The sequence below is a fragment of the Bartonella sp. CL266QHHD genome (assembly GCF_042195355.1).
GTDB lineage: Bacteria > Pseudomonadota > Alphaproteobacteria > Rhizobiales > Rhizobiaceae > Bartonella.
Genome location: NZ_JBHIOD010000042.1, coordinates 36919 through 50117 on the forward strand (window position 1 = coordinate 36919; position 13199 = coordinate 50117).

The window sequence follows — 13199 nt, forward strand, 5'->3', positions numbered from 1 at the left end:
GGTTAAACAAGCATTTGTTTGAATATGATAAATGTTTCTTAACTCTAAAAAGACAAATAGTCTATGATATGAATGATTTGAATGTAGGAATATACCTATGAGTGCTGTATCTGCGCAAAATACTCGTCGAAAAAATACATTTCTTAGCGATACGCTTATGTTTCGTATTGCTTCTACTTTGCCTAAGTTTTTGTTAGCAAGTTTTGAAGAAATAGGGGATTTTGCCGCGAGTCGAGAAGCATGGAAACTTTCTTGCTTAGCGAATCATTATAAGCCTTTATTATGCTATAATGATGAATGGGGGCAACCAACGGAAAAATTAGAGATCCATTCTTCCTATCAAGCTCTTCAACAATATTCTAGACAAGCAGGTTTGGTTACCTCACTTTGGGAAAATGCGAGTTCAGAAAATGGAGTACGCTATCAAGCGCGTGCGATTCGTTTAGCTTTATCTGCTGGTTTAGAAACAGGACATTTGAATGAAGTTATCATAACGAGTGCAGCTATTGCTGTTTTAATTAGTGATATTGAGCTCTTCAAAAAATGGCAAAATGTACTTTTATCACGCCAATATGATTCTTCATCAAAGCCTATTCATCATAAAAAGGCTGCTTCTCTAACTTGTGCATTTGACGATATTGAAAAATACGCTTTCAATTTTCCAAGTGTTAAGAAAATTTCTTTCGATGAAAGTATGGAACGTGATCTATATCGTTTAAATGTTGTAAAAACCAATGTTATTAATCCTACCGCTGACGGATATCTTGTTAGTGCAGATTTAAATGGTCATTTAAGTTGTTTTTTTATTCCACGCATACAAGAAAATGGCGCATTAAATGGATCTATATCGATTCGTCATTTAATTCAGCGTTCTGGAGAACTTTTAACACCAGAGGGGGTTGTCGATTTCCAAGGCAGTTATGGCTGGCTTTTGGGAAATGCTGGAGAAGGGCTTAAAGTTATTAAAGATATCGAGACGATGATGCGTTTCGATCAATCTGTCATATCGGCAGGTGTTTTACGAGCGGCTCTTCAATTTGGTATAGATTTTTTCCGGAAAAAAATGCCCAATCAGCCGTTACCTCCACTGACAGAACGTATTTTTGCAGATATTGCATTAGATATAGCTGCCTCACAAGCATTGGTTTTGCGTTTAGCGAGAGCATTTGACAATGCAGCAAATGACCGTTCTGAAGCCGCTTTTGCCCGTATTATGACACCTATTATTGCTTATCATGTAAGTCAATTGGTTGTGCCTATTATTGGTGAAATTATTGCACAACTTGGTATTGAAAGTTTTATAGAGAATAATCCATTATCACAAATGTTGCATAATGGGCCTGCGCGAATTGTGAGAAATAGTTCTGCTAATCAATTGGTAAAGGATGCCATTCTTATTGCTGAAAAAGCACCGGGATTGTTTCAGAAATTGTTGGAAAAAATTGCTCTTGATATTGGGCCAGCGGGACCCCGAGCAATTGAAATCATTAAGTCAGCAGGTGATATGGCATCAGCAAATGAAGGTGCAGGAAGGTTTTTTGTTGAACAGGTAGCTTATGCAGCAGCAGCAGCAGCATTACGTTCTACAGACATAGAACATGTTGCAAATGCCTATATGGAAAGCCGCCTTGGGGGACAATGGAGATCTTCTTACGGGATGCTCATTGCACGATATAATGCAGGGCATTTGCTCAATGTCCTCTATCCTTCCATATGATGAAAGTGTTGAATTCTATTGAGAGCACCTTGCAATATAAAAGCGGCGGCTGCCGAATCAATACGGCTTGCTCTTTTAGCGCGCGATACATTCATTTCTAAAAGAGACCGTTCCGCAGCAATTGTTGATAAACGTTCGTCCCAAAAAACAAATGGAATTTTTGTATAAGCTTTCATATTGCTCACAAAAGCTCTGGTTGCTTGAACACGAGAGCCACTGCTTCCATTCATGTTAAGAGGTAAGCCAATGATAATAACGCCTACATTTTCACGGTCAAAAATTTTAATAAGTGTGTAAGCATCTTCTGTAAATTTTTTTCGCTGTAGTACAGGACGCGGATTTGAGACAGTCAGCCCCATATCAGAAATGGCAATTCCGATAGTTTTTGTCCCTAAATCTAAGCCTGCTATTGTTTGTCTAGGCAAAAGATGTGTTATAACTTCATCTATATTAATAACAGTCATAAGGGTATAATACGTTTTTTAATGTTTCAGATCTATAGTTATATTCTTTATTCATGTTATCTAATATTCTTGCACTTACAAGTGCAGCCTTGTATAGCCAGAATAAAGATCAATAAATAAACAAAAAAGCAGAAAGGCGTAAAGAGTATGTCTGTTGATCAAGAGACAGTCAAGCGGATAGCACATTTAGCAAGGATTGCCCTCCACGATGATGAGATAGAACCTGTGACAAAAAAATTCAATGCTATTTTAGGTTTTGTAGAACAATTGAATGAAGTTGATGTCAGTGGAATTGAGCCATTAACATCTGTGATGCCGATGACTCTACGAATGCGTGAAGATAGTGTTACAGATGGTGATAAAGCAGCAGATATTGTAGCCAATGCTCCTGTTACAGAAGAAAATTTTTTTCTTGTCTCAAAAATTGTTGAGTAATTTTTTATATTTTTGAAATTTGAGAACCAATATGACTGATTTAACAACCCTCACAATTGCGCAAGCTCGTGATGCTTTAACAAAGAAAAATCTCAAAGCAACAGAATTAACGGAAGCTTATTTACAAGCAATAGAATTAGCTAATCCAATTTTGAATGCTTATGTAACAATAACAGCAGAACAGGCAATGAAAATGGCTGCTGAATCAGACAGTCGCTTAGCGAAAGGGCAGGGAGGGCTTTTAGAAGGAATCCCCTTGGGGATTAAAGATCTTTTTGCAACCTATGGTGTTCATACTCAAGCCTGTTCACATATCCTTGATGGTTTTAAACCGCACTATGAATCAACTGTCACAGCTAATTTATGGCAAGACGGTGCTGTGATGTTAGGAAAACTTAATATGGATGAGTTTGCTATGGGCTCATCTAACGAAACATCATATTATGGCCCCGTTATTAGTCCATGGAGAAAAAAAGGCTCGAATGAAAAACTCGTACCCGGTGGTTCATCGGGAGGATCTTCTGCCGCTGTTGCTGCACAAATTTGTGCTGGGGCAACAGCAACAGATACAGGTGGCTCAATACGTCAACCAGCAGCTTTTACTGGAACTGTAGGAATAAAGCCAACTTATGGACGTTGTTCGCGATGGGGCGTTGTCGCGTTTGCTTCATCTCTTGATCAAGCTGGACCTGTTGCCAGAGATGTTCGTGATTGTGCTATCTTACTCAGATCAATGGCCTCTTTTGATGAAAAAGATTCTACTTCCGTCAATTTACCAGTTCCTGATTATGAAAGTTATCTTGGTCAATCAATCAAAGGAATGAAAATAGGTATTCCAAAAGAATATCATGTGGATGGAATGTCTCCAGAAATTATTGAGCTTTGGCAAAAAGGAATAAATTGGTTAAAAGAAGCAGGTGCTGAGATTAAGGATATTTCTTTGCCTCATACAAAATATGCTCTACCTTCTTATTACATTATAGCTCCTGCAGAAGCCTCTTCTAATTTAGCGCGTTATGATGGTGTGCGTTTTGGTTTGCGCATGCCTGGAAAAGACATCATTGAGATGTATGAAAATACACGTTCTGTTGGTTTTGGTAATGAAGTTAAGCGGCGTATTTTGGTGGGGACTTATGTCCTTTCATCTGGTTATTATGATGCCTGTTATCTAAGAGCTCAAAAAGTAAGAACACTCGTAAAACGTGATTTTGATCAATGTTTTGCTTCAGGCATTGATGCTATTTTGACACCAGCAACACCAACACCTGCTTTTGGTATTGCTGATGAAAAAATAAAAACTGATGCTGTAGCAATGTATCTTAATGATATTTTTACGGTACCAGTTAATATGGCTGGTTTACCAGGAATTTCTGTTCCTGCTGGTCTGTCATCAAATGGTTTACCTCTAGGATTGCAATTGATTGGTAAACCTTTTTCTGAAGAAGTCATTTTTCAGATAGCGCATATTATTGAACAAGAAGCAGGAATATTCAGTGCAGAAAAATGGTGGATGTAATAGTCAAAATTCACAAAGGAGCATTTCTCATCCTTAATGAGAAATGCTTTTTTAGAAGGTGGAGGGAATGAGCTCTATTTCCTTAATTCGTAGTCTTTATCCACCAAGATAGGCTTCTTTAACACGCGAATCAGAGAGCATAGTTTTTCCTTCACCGTGAAATAAAATATGTCCTACCTCTAAAATATAAGCATAGTCAGCTATGGAAAGTGCAGCAAATGCATTTTGTTCAATAAGAAGAACAGTTTTTCCCATATCATTAATTTTTCGAATAATAGAAAAAATTTCTCGAACGAGAAGTGGCGCTAACCCCAACGAGGGTTCATCTAATATGACCATATCAGGATTGCTCATGAGTGCACGGCCCACAGCAACCATCTGTTGTTCACCACCTGACATTGTTCCTCCCAACTGTTTTGCTCTTTCACGTAGGCGCGGAAAAAGGTCAAATATCCATTCAATATCACGGGAAATTCCCTGCTTATCGTGACGAATATAAGCACCTAGATGAAGATTCTCTAAAACAGTGAGATGGGGCATGATACGTCGTCCTTCAGGACTTAGAGCAATCCCTAATCGCAAAATCTCTTCTGGTGATTTTTTAATAATAGATTTGCCATTATAGGTAATTTCTCCATAAACAGAGCGATTAAGTCCTGTAATAGAACGTACAATACTGCTTTTTCCTGCACCATTGGCTCCAATTAAAGTGACAATACTGCCCCGCTTTATGGACATAGAAAGATTTTGGACAGCTTTAATGGCGCCATAATGAACGTAAAGATTTTTTATTTTAAGAATATCCATAAACATCTCCGCCAAGATAAGCTTCAATAACTTTAGGGTTATTACGAATTTCATCTGGTGTACCATTGGCAATGCAACAGCCATATTCCATAACCAAAATATGTTGGCAAAGCCCCATAACCACTTTCATATCGTGCTCAATAAGAAGAATTGTAAGATCAAAGTCTTTTTGCACTTTTGCGATGAATTTTCTAAGATCTTCACTTTCTTGTGGATTCATGCCAGCAACAGGTTCATCAAGAAGAAGCAATTTGGGCTTTGTGGCTAACGCGCGTGCAATTTCTAGACGTCGTTGCACACCATAAGGTAAAGCTGTTGCCGATTGATTGGCAAGGTGATCAAGTTGTAGCTGTTCAAGGAGCTCCAAGGAATTTTTATAAACTTCCTTCTTTTCTTTCATTGCTTTTGAAAAAAATAGAGCTGAAGAAAACCAAGGATATTTTTGTCGAACATGCGCTCCTACCATAACATTCTGCAAAACCGTTAACCCTGAAAAAAGACGAATATTTTGAAATGTTCTGGCAATATGGCTTCTACAGATAATATAAGGAGACGCTCCAGAAATTTTTTTCTCATCAAAAAGAATGATGCCGCTTGTAGGAGCATAAAATCCAGAAATCATATTGAAAACTGTTGTTTTTCCAGCACCATTGGGACCAATTAACCCAGTAATACTTCCTCGTTTAATTGCCATATTAACATTATTTACAGCAACTAATCCGCCAAAACGCATTACAATATTATTGAGTGAAAGGATGTTGTCGTTCATAGCTTTCCCTCAGTATTAGAAAGCTTTTTGCGTGTCAAAAAGCTATAAATTCCATTCCATGAGAATTCTCGTTGTCCCATTAACCCTTTTCTCCAAAACAAGATAATTACCAGCAATAAAAGAGAAAAAACAACCATACGAAGTCCTGGGGTTTCTGGAATATGTATAAAACCTAAGTCAAATGGACTTTCAATAATACGAAGCCATTCAAGCATTACTGTAATAATAATGCTGCCAATAATGCTCCCTGTAATTGAACCGAGACCACCAGCAACAACAATCATCAAAATATTAAAAGTCAAAAGAAAATTAAACATTTTTGGATCAATGGTTGAAATAAGAGCCGCCATTAATGCGCCACCTATACCTGCAAAAAACGCTCCAACAGTAAAAGAAAAACTACGGTAGAAAAAAGCGTTAATTCCCATAGTTTTCGCAGCTATTTCATCATCACGGATAGCACGTAATACGTTACCAGTATTGCTTTGCAGTAAGAGGACAATAAAGAGAACAGTAAATGCTAGCCAACCGTAGTTCCACCATAATGTTGCATTTTGAGGTATTCCTTTGATTCCCAAAGAGCCATTTGTGAGCGATGTTGCGTTCGTAATGACAATGCGAATAATTTCTGCAAAACCTAATGTTGCAATTCCAAGATAATCACCACCAAGACGCAATATTGGTAAAGCAATCAATAAACCTACAACTGCAGCACACAAACCACTTACAACAACAGCGATAAAAAAAGGTAACTGTAAATGGTATAATGGTTCAGCAATAGGATCAAGAATCCACATCATTTCTTTTTGTTCAGGGGAAAGAAGTAAAATTGCGCAAACATAAGCACCAATAGCCATAAATCCAGCATGTCCAAGAGAAAACATACCTGTGAAACCGTAAATCAAATTAAGCGAAATTGCCAATATCGCATTAATAGCAATCAGATTTATGATACGAAGCGTATAGTCATTAAAATGGCTATCAGCATAAAATAAAAAACCTATAAAAACGAAAATACTTATACACGATAAAACAGTTGTCGCTGACTTCGCCATTAGATTTTCTCCTGACTTCTTTTACCCATTAATCCTGTGGGCAATATCAATAAAATCAGAATCAATAAAATGAAAGCGAAGGCATCTCGATATCCAGATAGCGCGGGAAAAAATGCGATAATCATAATTTCAATAAACCCTAATAACAATCCTCCCAACATTGCACCTGGTATCGAACCAATACCTCCGATAACAGCAGCGATAAATGCTTTGAGACCAGGAAGAACACCCATATAAGGCTGAATTTGAGGATAACGTAAAGACCACATAATGCCTGCTATGGCGGCAAGAGCTGAGCCTATTCCAAATGTAAACGCAATAACTTTATTGACAGATACACCCATCAAACGTGTTGTTTCAATATCATGGGAGATTGCGCGCATAGCAAGACCCGGTTTTGTTTTATGGATAATCCATAATAGTAATAAAATAAGAATTAATGACACAAAGGGAACGATCAAAGACATGGGAGCAATTCTGATGATACCATCTGCTCCTGATCCTAGATGCCATAAAAATGGTGTTACAAGAAAATCTGGCTGTTGTACACCTTTCGGAACACCACTAAAGAGTACAGTAGCAAGATTTTCAATAAAAAAAGAAACACCGATTGCACCGATAAGTGCTGAAATGCGCGGAGCATGGCGTAGAGGTTTATAAGCAAATTGATCAACAGCAACACCCACAGCACTTGTAATAAAAATGGAAAAACAAAGAGCTAAAACCCAAATCGGTGTAAAATCTTGTGGGGAAATTTTAAAATAATAAACAAATCCTAGCGCAAGAATTAAAAAAGTAGCAATCCAATAAATTGGAGGACGCCTTTTAAAGCCTATAAAGACCGAATAATAAACAAGAGCAGCAAGGAACAAAAGAAGAAAAGCTGCCCAAGCAGGCATAAAGCCAATTGTGGAAAAGAAAACAAAATATGCTCCCAGCATAAAGATATCACCGTGAGCAAAATTAATGAGTCTCAGTATACCGTAGACCATGGTGTAGCCAATAGCAATAAGCCCATAAAGAGATCCCAATGCCAGTGCATTAAAAAAGTACTGGATGAACATTTCAGTGCTCATCTCTCATCCTTCCACATTTGTTAATTTACATAGGACAATAAGAAATTTCTAAGTTTTTGGTTGAGAAAAAGATCCTCAACCAATTCTTGCATTTTAATAAGTACAACTTTTTAATTAAAAAGCAGGTTTAACTTCTTCTAAATAAACACGTTTTCCATCCTGTATTTTAATGATACCAATAGGAATTTTAGGATTATGATTTTCATCCATTGACATATCCCCAAAGGGGGTAGGAAAATCTTTTAATTGGCTAAGTGCGATAGTAATTTTTTCACGATCAGTGCTACCAGCATTTTCAATAGCCTTCATGAACATCATATAACTCGTGTATCCCAAAACAGAATTGATATTTGGTTCTTTGTCAGGGTAAGCTTTTTTCCATTCTTTTGTGAATTCTTGCGCAGCTACTGACATATTTGGCATATCCTCACTATAGGGAAGTGTCGTATGTAAGAAACCTTCTGCAGCTTTTCCTGCAATCGTAATGGTTTCTGGATTATCCATAGCATCTCCACCCATAATTTGAAACTTAGCCCCTAATTCTCGTGCTTGTTTCATGATGATAGCACCTTCAGAAAAGTAAGATGGAATGAATAAGATATCAGGTTTCTGGGCGATAATTTGCGTGAGAACAGCTGAAAAGTCCTGATCTCCAGAATTATAATTTAAATTTGAGATAACTTCACCACCTAATTTTTTGAAAGCACGCGTAAAATAACTTGCAAGACCAATAGCATAATCGCTTGAAATATCTTTAAGGATAGCAGCCTTTTTTGCGTGTAAAGTTTGGCTTACATAAGTTGCGATTCCTACTCCTTGATAGGAATCAATAAAGCAAGCACGAAAGTAATATTTTTTACCCTGTGTAACAAGGGGACTTGTTGAGGACGTTGCAATGGTTGGAGTCTTTGCCTTTTCAGATATTTCACCACCTGCTAACGAGAGCGAAGAACCATAGCTACCAATGATTCCACTCACTTTTTCACTTGCTGTTAAACGCATAACAGCATTAGCCGCTTCTACTTTATCAGACTTATTATCAATAATAACAAGTTCTACTTTACGTCCTAAAATTTCTGGAACTTTTTTATGGGCTAATTCTATACCTCTAATTTCAAGCTGACCTCCAAATGCATTTTGACCACTTAATGGAAGATAAACACCAATCTTAATAGGTTCACTCGCATAAACATTTGCTGTAAATGCCATAAATGCTGCGATTATCGTAAGGATTTTCTTCAATTGCATTGCGCATTTTCCTTAATTGAATTGTCGTTTTTTCACCTTATATTGAACTTCTTCATCATGCAAGTTACACATTAATCAAAATATCATTATGTAAAAAAACTTTTATATGACCTCTTTTGTAGGGCACTTCTTGTAAGGTATGTAAAGTGTACAATCAAATAGTTTTATAAATATTCATGTTGATATTCTCTGACATTAACATAGAAGATACGACAATGTGGGGAAATCTTATCTTGGGGCTTGCGTGTTGATACAAGAGCAATGTTTACTTAAACCTAGAGAATCAATATCGTACAATTTATAAGCTACAGGATCACGTTATTATGACGAGTAAGGATGCATTAAAGGATTGTTCCCCATCTGAGGATAGTATAGGTGCTTGTGGGGAGATTATCGAAATCAGTGGTGTCATTAAGTGGTTTGATGGTAGTAAGGGGTATGGATTTATTGTACCTGATTTACCTCATTTCCCCGATATATTATTGCATGTTACAGTAATGCGAAGGGATGGTTTTCAAACAGCTTTGGAGGGAGCTAAAGTCATTTGTGCTGTGGAAAAAACTGAACGAGGATTAAAGTGCGTTCAGGTGAAATCCATAGATTGTTCTTCAGCAATTCATCCATCAGAAGTTCCAGCCCGTACCCATGTTGTTGTTACTCCAGAAAGTGGACTAGAACGAGCAATTGTTAAATGGTTTAATCGTGACAAAGGATACGGTTTTCTTAGCCGTGGGCAAGGAACGGAAGATATTTTTATTCATATGGAAACATTGCGCCGTTTTGGTTTAGCAGAGCTTCGTTCCGGTCAAGTTGTTCTTGTACGTTTTGGTAAAGGAGAAAAAGGTTTAATGACAGCAGAGATTTATCCGGATATAGGCATTCCTTTAGCTACGCATTAAATTTCAAGAGTGAAATCAGTATGTTTTCTGTATTTTTAAAGGTGATTGTTTCATAAATTGCTATAGAAGTAGATTTTTAAAGAAAATATAGCTCTCGTGAATCTATAAACCAAATGAAGGAAATTGTGCATATTACGTTGAAAGAAACTAGAAAATAACAAGGAAGCAATTCTCTTGTTTTTTGACTTTTAAACTCTGGTACTTTTTATTTTATAAACAAAATTTAAAATTTTTCTGTGGTGGAGACAAGAATGTTAAAGCCTTTTAAAAAGGGGCATATTGCTTTATTGGTGATGCTTTTTATGCTAGATATGCGTGTTGTTGTAGCAAAGGAGCCCATAGAGATTCCTGTGCATCCGATTCCTTTAGAAATACATACAAAGCAAGGTCCGGTTTTTTATAAGGTAGAGATTGCTTTTACGCCATCTCAAGCAGCAGCTGGTTTAATGTATCGAACTGATTTTCCACGCGATCGTGCAATGCTCTTTAAGCAGCTAAAAAGTTCCCAATCGGGAGATGAACAGAAAATTTTTATGTGGATGGCAAATACCCCTTTACCCTTAGATATGATTTTTTTAAACTCTGAGGGAATTATTGTATCGATTGTTGAAAATACTTCTCCATTTTCAACAAAGACCATTTCATCAGAAGTTCCTGCAGCTTTTGCACTTGAGATTAACGCTGGTGAAGTTTCTGAAAAAAAGATACAAAAAGGGCAACGTGTTATTCATCCTGTACTTTGTGGAAAGTGCAATAAAAAATGACCGCTGAAGATATTCGTTTTTTTGAATATAATGGTTTGCGATTTGCTTATCGAGAAGAAGGGCAGGGCGCGCCTATTTTGTTGATCCATGGTTTTGGATCTTCTGCACGGGTGAATTGGTATGCAACGGGTTGGTTTCGTATTCTCACTGAAGCAGGATATCGTGTTATTGCTCTTGATAATCGCGGTCACGGAGATTCAGTTAAAAGTTATGATCCTGTCTTTTATACACCTCAAGCTATGGCTGGCGACGCTGTAAAGTTACTACAGCATTTAGAGTTATCTAAAGCTCATGTTATGGGATATTCTATGGGGGCTCGTATTAGTGCTTTTATGGCTCTTTTGCATCCAACATATGTACACAGTGTTATTTTTGGTGGTTTAGGTATTGGTATGGTGACGGGAGCAGGAAATTGGGAGCCCGTTGCTGAGGCCCTTTTAGCAGAAGATATTTCCACCATTACCAATGCACGCGGTTTAATGTTCCGTAAATTTGCAGATCAAACGAAAAGCGATAGACGTGCTCTTGCTGCTTGTATCATTACATCAAAACAGGAGTTAACGGCGTCTGAAGTTTACAAAATCAAACAACCAGCACTTGTTGCTGTTGGTTCATTAGATGAAATTGGCGGTGCTGCAGAGCCATTGGCAGCCTTGTTGCCTTGTGGTGAAGCTATATCAATTCCTGATCGAGATCATATGCTTGCTGTAGGCGATAAAGTTTATAAAAAAGGTGTTATCGATTTTCTTTCTCGTTATCCTATAAAATAAGAATTCTTCATAGCTTTTAGAATTTACAGAAATACCCAATATTTTTATGTCGTATAAATTAAAAAAGCTTATTTAAAAATCTTTCTTTTGTGACATAAGTTTTTATAAATAATGAAAAGAAAAATAAACTCTTATTAGATTATTTTGTATATTTTTCAGAGATGTAACTCTTCTAAGATTAGATAATTATACTTTAAAAGTTATTAAAAAGAATTATTTTTGCATGATGTAATAAATATTTTTTGCTAAAAAATGTAGTTTTAAATAAAAAAATATTGTTATTTATATTTTTTATAAAAGGAACAAAATTATAAATTATTGATCAATTTATTCTTACGAATATGCATTCTAAATACAGATGCTAAAATTGGAGATAAAGTAAAATTATTAAAAATATACAGTTTTTTTGCCATTTTTTAATCTATACGGGTATATTTAATAATGATAGACTCTTTTTGTAAACGTTCTTTATAAATTTATAAAGAACGTTGTAAATATATGTAACATTAAGTAAATATTCAGATTATGCTTTTTTACTGACTTTACAGAATCATAAGAGTGTCTTATTTGCGCGACACGCAATTATTTTAATCGTTTCAAAAAACAGGAGAGCATAGTGAATGCTGATGAAATAAAAAAACTTGATAATTATTTTAAAAATATATTCCAAAACTCAGCATTGCAAGTCAGAGCACGGCCTAAAAAGAGTGATTCTTGTGAGGTTTATATGGGAGATGAGTTTTTAGGCATTATCTATCGAGATGAAGATGAAGAAGAGCTCTCCTATAATTTCTCAATGGCTATATTAGATATTGATTTAGAAAATTGATTTGTTATTCATAGTTGAATGAAGTCTTTTTATCCCATAAGATTTATATAAGTTTTAACGCTTTAAAGCTCGTATGGTTATTTCGTGCAATAATAAGATGGTCATGGATAATAATGCCTAATGCATTTGCTGCATCTTTTAATCTATATGTCATTGTTATATCTGCATCAGAGGGGGTGGAATCGCCAGAAGGGTGATTGTGGACTAAGATAAGTCCTGAGGCGGATAACTCTAAAGCGCGAGAAATAACTTCACGAGGATAAACAGGGGTATGATCAATGGTTCCAGTTTGTTGCACCTCATCAGCAAGCAAGCCGTTTTTCTTATCAAGAAATAAAATACGAAATTGTTCACGTGTTTCGTGAGCCATAACAGCTTTACAATAAGCTAAAACTTTATCCCATGATGAAAAAATATCGCGTTTAAACAATTGCGCACGAGCAAGACGTCCAGCAACATCTGAAATAATTTTTAAATCAATTGCAGTGGCGGGACCACATCCTGGAATTTCTTGAAGTCGGTGAATGTCCGCTCCCAACACATCAGCTAATGAACCAAAACGCGCTATCAAATTTTTAGCTATGGGTTTTGTGTTTGCACGGGGTATTGTGCGAAAAAGCAATAATTCAAGATACTCATAATCTTCAATTGCATTTCCTTTTGACTTTAAATAGCGCTTCCGAAGACGTTCACGATGTCCTTGATAATGTTTATGAAGCTGTGCGTTTTTCTGAGGCTCTTCACTTTTTCTTTCTGATACTGGGGTGAGTGGAGAACTCGATGTTAATGCAAAGTGATTACTTTGAGTACCTTCCTTTTGATTTAATTTTTTAGCCATAACATCTCTACG

14 protein-coding genes are annotated in these 13199 nt (G+C 36.5%); 7 read left to right on the forward strand and 7 right to left on the reverse strand.

Annotation, left to right across the window (positions count from 1 at the left end; all coding sequences use genetic code 11):
• Nucleotides 1-97: 97 nt before the first annotated feature.
• Complete coding sequence (locus tag ACFIK7_RS05450; protein ID WP_273791022.1) at nt 98-1717, forward strand: acyl-CoA dehydrogenase family protein; 1620 nt, start codon at nt 98-100, stop codon at nt 1715-1717.
• Here the strand turns inward: ACFIK7_RS05450 and ruvX are convergent.
• Nucleotides 1702-2181 carry a Holliday junction resolvase RuvX gene (ruvX, locus tag ACFIK7_RS05455; RefSeq protein ID WP_273791023.1) on the reverse strand — a complete coding sequence of 160 codons (480 nt, stop codon included), beginning with the start codon at nt 2179-2181 and terminating at the stop codon, nt 1702-1704. The genes ACFIK7_RS05450 and ruvX overlap by 16 nt on opposite strands.
• A gap of 147 nt (nt 2182-2328) precedes the next feature.
• Between ruvX and gatC the strand changes: the two genes are divergently transcribed.
• Nucleotides 2329-2616, forward strand: a complete 288-nt coding sequence (gene gatC / locus ACFIK7_RS05460) for an Asp-tRNA(Asn)/Glu-tRNA(Gln) amidotransferase subunit GatC (RefSeq protein ID WP_273791024.1) — start codon at nt 2329-2331, stop codon at nt 2614-2616.
• A gap of 31 nt (nt 2617-2647) precedes the next feature.
• Nucleotides 2648-4132 carry an Asp-tRNA(Asn)/Glu-tRNA(Gln) amidotransferase subunit GatA gene (gatA, locus tag ACFIK7_RS05465; RefSeq protein WP_375631121.1) on the forward strand — a complete coding sequence of 495 codons (1485 nt, stop codon included), beginning with the start codon at nt 2648-2650 and terminating at the stop codon, nt 4130-4132.
• Nucleotides 4133-4228: 96 nt separating this feature from the next.
• Here the strand turns inward: gatA and ACFIK7_RS05470 are convergent, their stop codons facing one another.
• The 5 genes from ACFIK7_RS05470 to ACFIK7_RS05490 all read right to left on the reverse strand — a co-directional run bounded on the left by ACFIK7_RS05470 (nt 4229) and on the right by ACFIK7_RS05490 (nt 9087).
• Nucleotides 4229-4939 carry an ABC transporter ATP-binding protein gene (locus ACFIK7_RS05470; protein WP_273791026.1) on the reverse strand — a complete coding sequence of 237 codons (711 nt, stop codon included), beginning with the start codon at nt 4937-4939 and terminating at the stop codon, nt 4229-4231.
• Nucleotides 4926-5708: an ABC transporter ATP-binding protein gene (locus ACFIK7_RS05475; RefSeq protein ID WP_273791027.1), complete on the reverse strand. Its 783-nt coding sequence runs from the start codon at nt 5706-5708 to the stop codon at nt 4926-4928. The genes ACFIK7_RS05470 and ACFIK7_RS05475 overlap by 14 nt, the downstream gene beginning before the upstream one ends.
• A complete protein-coding gene (locus ACFIK7_RS05480) occupies nt 5705-6763 on the reverse strand; it encodes a branched-chain amino acid ABC transporter permease (RefSeq protein ID WP_273791028.1) in 1059 nt (352 codons plus the stop codon). Before ACFIK7_RS05480 ends, ACFIK7_RS05475 begins: the two co-directional genes overlap by 4 nt.
• A complete protein-coding gene (locus ACFIK7_RS05485) occupies nt 6763-7839 on the reverse strand; it encodes a branched-chain amino acid ABC transporter permease (protein WP_273791029.1) in 1077 nt (358 codons plus the stop codon). The genes ACFIK7_RS05480 and ACFIK7_RS05485 overlap by 1 nt, the downstream gene beginning before the upstream one ends.
• Nucleotides 7840-7953: 114 nt before the next feature.
• Entirely contained in the window at nt 7954-9087 is a 1134-nt protein-coding gene (locus ACFIK7_RS05490; protein WP_273791030.1) for an ABC transporter substrate-binding protein, read from the reverse strand.
• Nucleotides 9088-9410: 323 nt separating this feature from the next.
• Between ACFIK7_RS05490 and ACFIK7_RS05495 the strand changes: the two genes are divergently transcribed.
• The 4 genes from ACFIK7_RS05495 to ACFIK7_RS05510 all read left to right on the forward strand — a co-directional run bounded on the left by ACFIK7_RS05495 (nt 9411) and on the right by ACFIK7_RS05510 (nt 12349).
• Entirely contained in the window at nt 9411-9986 is a 576-nt protein-coding gene (locus ACFIK7_RS05495) for a cold-shock protein (RefSeq protein ID WP_273791031.1), read from the forward strand.
• Between the two features lie 251 nt (nt 9987-10237).
• Nucleotides 10238-10750, forward strand: coding sequence for a DUF192 domain-containing protein (locus ACFIK7_RS05500; RefSeq protein WP_375660770.1), 513 nt, complete (start codon nt 10238-10240; stop codon nt 10748-10750).
• The gene (locus ACFIK7_RS05505) at nt 10747-11520 is read left to right on the forward strand and encodes an alpha/beta fold hydrolase (RefSeq protein WP_273791033.1); all 774 of its coding nucleotides are present in this window, start codon (nt 10747-10749) and stop codon (nt 11518-11520) included. The genes ACFIK7_RS05500 and ACFIK7_RS05505 overlap by 4 nt, the downstream gene beginning before the upstream one ends.
• Before the next feature lie 616 nt (nt 11521-12136).
• Entirely contained in the window at nt 12137-12349 is a 213-nt protein-coding gene (locus tag ACFIK7_RS05510) for a DUF3126 family protein (protein WP_375643421.1), read from the forward strand.
• Nucleotides 12350-12392: 43 nt separating this feature from the next.
• Here the strand turns inward: ACFIK7_RS05510 and radC are convergent, their stop codons facing one another.
• Complete coding sequence (radC, locus tag ACFIK7_RS05515) at nt 12393-13187, reverse strand: DNA repair protein RadC (protein WP_273791035.1); 795 nt, start codon at nt 13185-13187, stop codon at nt 12393-12395.
• Nucleotides 13188-13199 lie beyond the last annotated feature (12 nt).

Excerpts from the sequence above, each read along its gene's own strand:
- ACFIK7_RS05450 (WP_273791022.1), top strand. The coding sequence starts at position 98 with ATGAGTGCTGTATCTGCGCAAAATACTCGTCGAAAAAATACATTTCTT.
- ruvX (WP_273791023.1), bottom strand. The coding sequence starts at position 2,181 with ATGACTGTTATTAATATAGATGAAGTTATAACACATCTTTTGCCTAGA.
- gatC (WP_273791024.1), top strand. The coding sequence starts at position 2,329 with ATGTCTGTTGATCAAGAGACAGTCAAGCGGATAGCACATTTAGCAAGG.
- gatA (WP_375631121.1), top strand. The coding sequence starts at position 2,648 with ATGACTGATTTAACAACCCTCACAATTGCGCAAGCTCGTGATGCTTTA.
- ACFIK7_RS05470 (WP_273791026.1), bottom strand. The coding sequence starts at position 4,939 with ATGGATATTCTTAAAATAAAAAATCTTTACGTTCATTATGGCGCCATT.
- ACFIK7_RS05475 (WP_273791027.1), bottom strand. The coding sequence starts at position 5,708 with ATGAACGACAACATCCTTTCACTCAATAATATTGTAATGCGTTTTGGC.
- ACFIK7_RS05480 (WP_273791028.1), bottom strand. The coding sequence starts at position 6,763 with ATGGCGAAGTCAGCGACAACTGTTTTATCGTGTATAAGTATTTTCGTT.
- ACFIK7_RS05485 (WP_273791029.1), bottom strand. The coding sequence starts at position 7,839 with ATGAGCACTGAAATGTTCATCCAGTACTTTTTTAATGCACTGGCATTG.
- ACFIK7_RS05490 (WP_273791030.1), bottom strand. The coding sequence starts at position 9,087 with ATGCAATTGAAGAAAATCCTTACGATAATCGCAGCATTTATGGCATTT.
- ACFIK7_RS05495 (WP_273791031.1), top strand. The coding sequence starts at position 9,411 with ATGACGAGTAAGGATGCATTAAAGGATTGTTCCCCATCTGAGGATAGT.
- ACFIK7_RS05500 (WP_375660770.1), top strand. The coding sequence starts at position 10,238 with ATGTTAAAGCCTTTTAAAAAGGGGCATATTGCTTTATTGGTGATGCTT.
- ACFIK7_RS05505 (WP_273791033.1), top strand. The coding sequence starts at position 10,747 with ATGACCGCTGAAGATATTCGTTTTTTTGAATATAATGGTTTGCGATTT.
- radC (WP_273791035.1), bottom strand. The coding sequence starts at position 13,187 with ATGGCTAAAAAATTAAATCAAAAGGAAGGTACTCAAAGTAATCACTTT.